Here is a 4,829-nt window from a genome sequence, read left to right as displayed (position 1 = left end):
ATATTAAAGACAATGCGTTATCCAATATCATATTTTTAACGACAAATAGAGATTATATTTCAATTAAGCTAAATTATATCTTATGGCATAATTTCTTTGAAAAGGACGAATCTTTTGCTGAAGTGATTTTTATGATGGCTATATCATCTATAATAAACCGTTTTAACCAAAAATCATATTATCTTTCCGCAGTAGGCAATGAACTATTCAAAGATGTTAATAATGTGATTGCTAATGATATTAATGGTTGTTTAAATCTCTCAGATGTTCAAAAGGAATTGTTTGTGAATTTTTTGAAATTGAATAAAGATATTGATCAAGGTCCGTTCTATACTCTGGCAAGTGATTTGGAACATGAATTGCTTGGTGGTGAATTTCAAGTAAAAATAGATGAAATCAAAGAGGAAATATTGTTTGTAGATGATGAATGCGAAATGGAATTTGAACTAAAATTAACCTCATCTTCTATAAGAGAATTAACTCCACGTATAATTTATTTAAAATATTTCCTGCAAATTGGAGATACATTAATAATTGAAGAACCTGAAAAGCATATTAATCCTAAAAACCAACTGATACTTGTTAAATATTTGGTTAAAGCAATTAATGAAGGTTTAAATATAATTATAACAACACATAGTGATTATATTCTTGAAAAATTCAATAATTTTATGAGATTAGGAAATGCTAATGATGAAATTTTCGAAAAACTAGGATATGAAAAAAATAATATTTTAGACTATGAAAATGTAAGCATCTATAATTTCAAAAAAGAATCGAAATACAGTTATATTGCAGAAAAAATTGAAATAAATGAAACCGGTTTTGATGAAAATAACTTCTATGAAGTGAACAATGAATTATACGATGAATCCGTTGACATTATTGATGCTCAAAAAAATTGATGTTTTATCAGATGATAAAAACTTGATTGTGGCAGCGATTTTTCACAGATTTTTTCATGAATGAACCTATTATCCATCTAATCCAGTTTCCGCAGTCTCAGCATTTCTTTTAAGTCATTATTGTTCATTTCAGTGATGAATGATTCATTTGAATCGATTGCCACTTCTGCAAGTTCTATTTTTTCACTGAGTATCTGATTGATTCTTTCTTCAAAGGTTCCTGTTGTGATGAATCTGTAAACCATGACATTATTTTCCTGTCCAATTCTATATGCCCGGTCAGTTGCCTGGTTTTCAACTGCAGGATTCCACCACAAGTCATAATGAATCACATTTTGAGCGGCAGTTAAGTTCAGTCCTGTTCCGCCGGCTTTAAGAGATAAAACCATGATTTTATTTTCAGGATTGTTCTGGAATTTATCAACCATCTCGTCCCGTTTTTTACGTGAAAGGGCACCGCTGAAGAAAAGTACTTCCTGATTATAATGTTTTTCTATTAGTTTTTTAAGTATTTCACCCATTTTCACATATTGGGTGAATATTATGACTTTTTCATCATTGTCAAGGATATTTTCTAAAATATTGATTAGAACTTCCATTTTTCCGGATTCGTCTACTGACATTTTATCTGATTTTGAAAACTGTGCCGGATGATTGCAGATCTGTTTAAGTGAGGTTATTAACTTTAAAATTAATCCTTTACGGCTGATTCCCTCACTTCCTTCAACATCCCTTATAAGCACGTTCAATGTTTCCTCATACATTGCCGCCTGCTTTAAGGTCAAATTGCAGTAGATATCATTTACAATTTTTTCGGGCAAATCCTGGATGATGTTTTTATCCGTCTTATGTCTTCTGAGGATGAATGGGGAGGTTATCTTTTTAAATGAATTCAAAACAATTTCATTATGCTCATTTTCAATCGGTTTTACATACTTTTCATTGAATATTCTTAGAGAATATAGATATCCTTTATTTATGAAATCGAAAATTGACCAGTATTCGGACAGGCGGTTTTCAATAGGAGTACCTGATAAAGCCATCCTATATTTGGTTTTAAGCAGTTTTATGGCTTTTGTCTGCTGGGAGTTTGGATTTTTAATGTTTTGTGCCTCATCAACAACACATAGAAATATGTTTAAATTTTCATCTATCACTTCAAAGTCCTGTCTGATCATGCCGTATGAAGTTAATATTATATCATATTTCTCATCAGGCAATTTCCTGTTCATTCCATGATAAATAAATGATGATAGGGAGGGAGTGAACTTTTCTATTTCCTTTTGCCAGTTGCTTAAAAGACTTGTCGGTACAATAATTAAAACATCTCCTTCAAGCAAATCATTTTCTTTCAGGTACAGGATTGTCGCAAGCACCTGTATTGTTTTTCCAAGTCCCATATCATCTGCAAGTATGGAACCGAATCCGATTTTCATGTTCTGATATAACCATGAAAATCCTCTCATCTGATAAGGCCTTAACTGGCCGTTGAATGATTTTGGAACTTCAATATCATCAATTTCAAACAGTCCGTCAATCAAATCGGACAGCTTATCATTAACTCCAATGTCAAGTTTTTCAATATCTCCGCTTAATATGAAATGCATCAAATCATTTTGGGTTGGATTTAGAGGTATTAAATCTGTCTGCATACTAATATGGTCCAAATCAACCGGGTTGACTTTCAGATATTTATTATTGATTTTTACAAGTCCTGAGTAGTTTTGGGAGAGATTTTCAAATTCTGTCAATGAAAATGTCTCATCACCTATGGCAATCTTCCAGTCAAACTTGTTCAAATCATCCAAAGTCAGTGAAGTCTTGGATAAAATGTCATTGCCTCCGGTTAACGATAATTTTGCATCATGAGTAATTCTTAGCTCGTCTGGAAGTCTGACTTCAATGCCATTGAATTTGAAAGTGCTTGTTAAAATATTGTTGAAAACATAAAAATCATCAATATTTAACCGGATTTTCTCATTGAGATTAACATCAATATCATATCTAGCAAAAATCTTTGTTATGAGTTTAGAACTTCGAATGACTGCAGGATACTTATTTGATGATAGGATATCCGCCAAATCATGACTTTCTTTATCAATGACGACTTTAGGAGTAATGACAAACTTGGAATATTCCTGATTTACATCCAGAACAAAATGAAAGTTCATGTCCTGTTCAAATAATGGTGATAACCATTTATTTATTGTATTTTCAACACCACTTACCTGGAAAGCCTGGCTTTTAAAGAAAAACAATTGGAAAAATTCATTATTTTTCATAGTCTTCATCAGATTGGATTTTGAATTATATGATGCATAATAGGTAAAGCCGTTGAAAAAAAGAGTGATTGCACATACAACCTGATCATATCGGGATAATTTCCTCCCATTATAAGATATTAGATTATCCGGACACATGCAGGCGAAATTTTCAATTAAATCCTGAACATCCTCATTAAATGACGGAATCCAACGTATGGCATATTCACCATTATGCAGTTTGAAGAATTCCGGAATCAAAGCGCTTTTAGAAATTAGCCGACAAGTCAATTCATAGATTCCATGTAAAAATTTCAAATCCCCATTATAATTATCGATGCCACATCCAGCATATTCCATCTCAGCAAAAAATGCAAAAAATGCATGTTTCAGATTTCTTATTTTGAAATTAAGAGGCAAACCCGTGTCAAATGCATTAATGTCATAATTGCCGTTGATATTTATATGAAATTTCTCCCACTGCTCGGGATGTGACCATTTTCTGTTAAAAATAAACTCCAAATCAGGCGTATTGAGTTTAAATGAATCGCCGAAATTAATGAAATGCTTATATGAATTTTTAATGACAATATTATTGTTTATTCTCTTGATTAAAATTGAAAACTCTTTTAAAATATCAATCAGAATGCTTTTAAATGATATTGTGGAACTTGAGAAAAATCCTGTGCGCCTATCCAGTAAAAATTTTAAATCATTAATCAATAAAGCAATATCATCAACATCAACAAATTCATGCTGTTCGCAATCCTTATTTTTAAACAAATCATCAGTCGATTTGATAGAATCTTCATCGGATTCGAATTCATTGAAAGAATAATCTCTTAAAGTGAAAAGAAGAAATGGATTTTTTGATAACTGACCGGCAAGATAATGGAATGCTGTTGCCTTATGCTTACAGAACAGTCCTTCATTTTTACAGCTGCAGGTCATTTTAAAATCCTTCAGTGAATCGGGAATTATTTTTACATTATCAAAAAACAATTCTTCAGGAATTTTATCATCCAAAATATTAACCTGCAACTGGGAATTTTTTTTAATCAAACGATTTAACCTGTCTTTATCGGATTTTGATAATTTTTTAAATTCTATTTCAACATCATAAAAGTCTCCAGGAGCGCCTTCTATTTTAGATGTGACAATATTGCGGTTAATTTGAAATTCCTTAACGCTGCCGTCTTTGGCATAGATTTCACCATGCTTTAGATGATTTTTATTATCAAGTTTTTTAATATTAGCTAACCAAAGATTCACCAAATCCTTTTCAAAACTCATTAAATTAAGATTTAGTAATAAGAGATTAAAAATGTTTTCTTTATCAGGATTTTTCAAAATAGTTGATAATATAAATTCTCAATCTCATTAACATAATCAGTTCATCTAGATATCTGAAACCTTTAACCATGATAACCAGATTAAAAATGAAATAAATTAATACATAATATAAAAAAGAATATGAAAATGGATTACTGATATGTGTCCAAAATAGATGAAAAAATAAAATCAATATCTGAAATTGATTTTAAATCTTCCCTAAGACTTTCAATTGATTTTTCAGCTAAATTTTTACCCCAATTAATGAAATATTCTTTTGTATACTTAAAATCACTACTAACATCAGTTGATTTGTAACTTTTCAATTTTT

1 protein-coding gene and 1 pseudogene are annotated in these 4,829 nt (G+C 30.7%); one reads left to right on the top strand and one right to left on the bottom strand.

What is annotated here, in order from left to right; all coding sequences use genetic code 11:
- Positions 1-131 precede the first annotated feature (131 nt).
- Positions 132-596: pseudogene (locus tag IJQ68_RS10940) on the top strand (hypothetical protein); the annotation flags it as partial.
- A gap of 386 nt (positions 597-982) precedes the next feature.
- Here IJQ68_RS10940 and IJQ68_RS10845 read toward each other — a convergent pair.
- A complete protein-coding gene (locus IJQ68_RS10845) occupies positions 983-4,459 on the bottom strand; it encodes an SNF2-related protein (RefSeq protein ID WP_292800495.1) in 3,477 nt (1,158 codons plus the stop codon).
- Positions 4,460-4,829 lie beyond the last annotated feature (370 nt).

This window comes from Methanobrevibacter sp. (genome assembly GCF_017447225.1).
Lineage (GTDB): Archaea > Methanobacteriota > Methanobacteria > Methanobacteriales > Methanobacteriaceae > Methanocatella.
The sequence above is the reverse complement of the archived record's forward strand: the minus strand, read 5'-3'. Positions and strand labels throughout refer to the sequence as shown.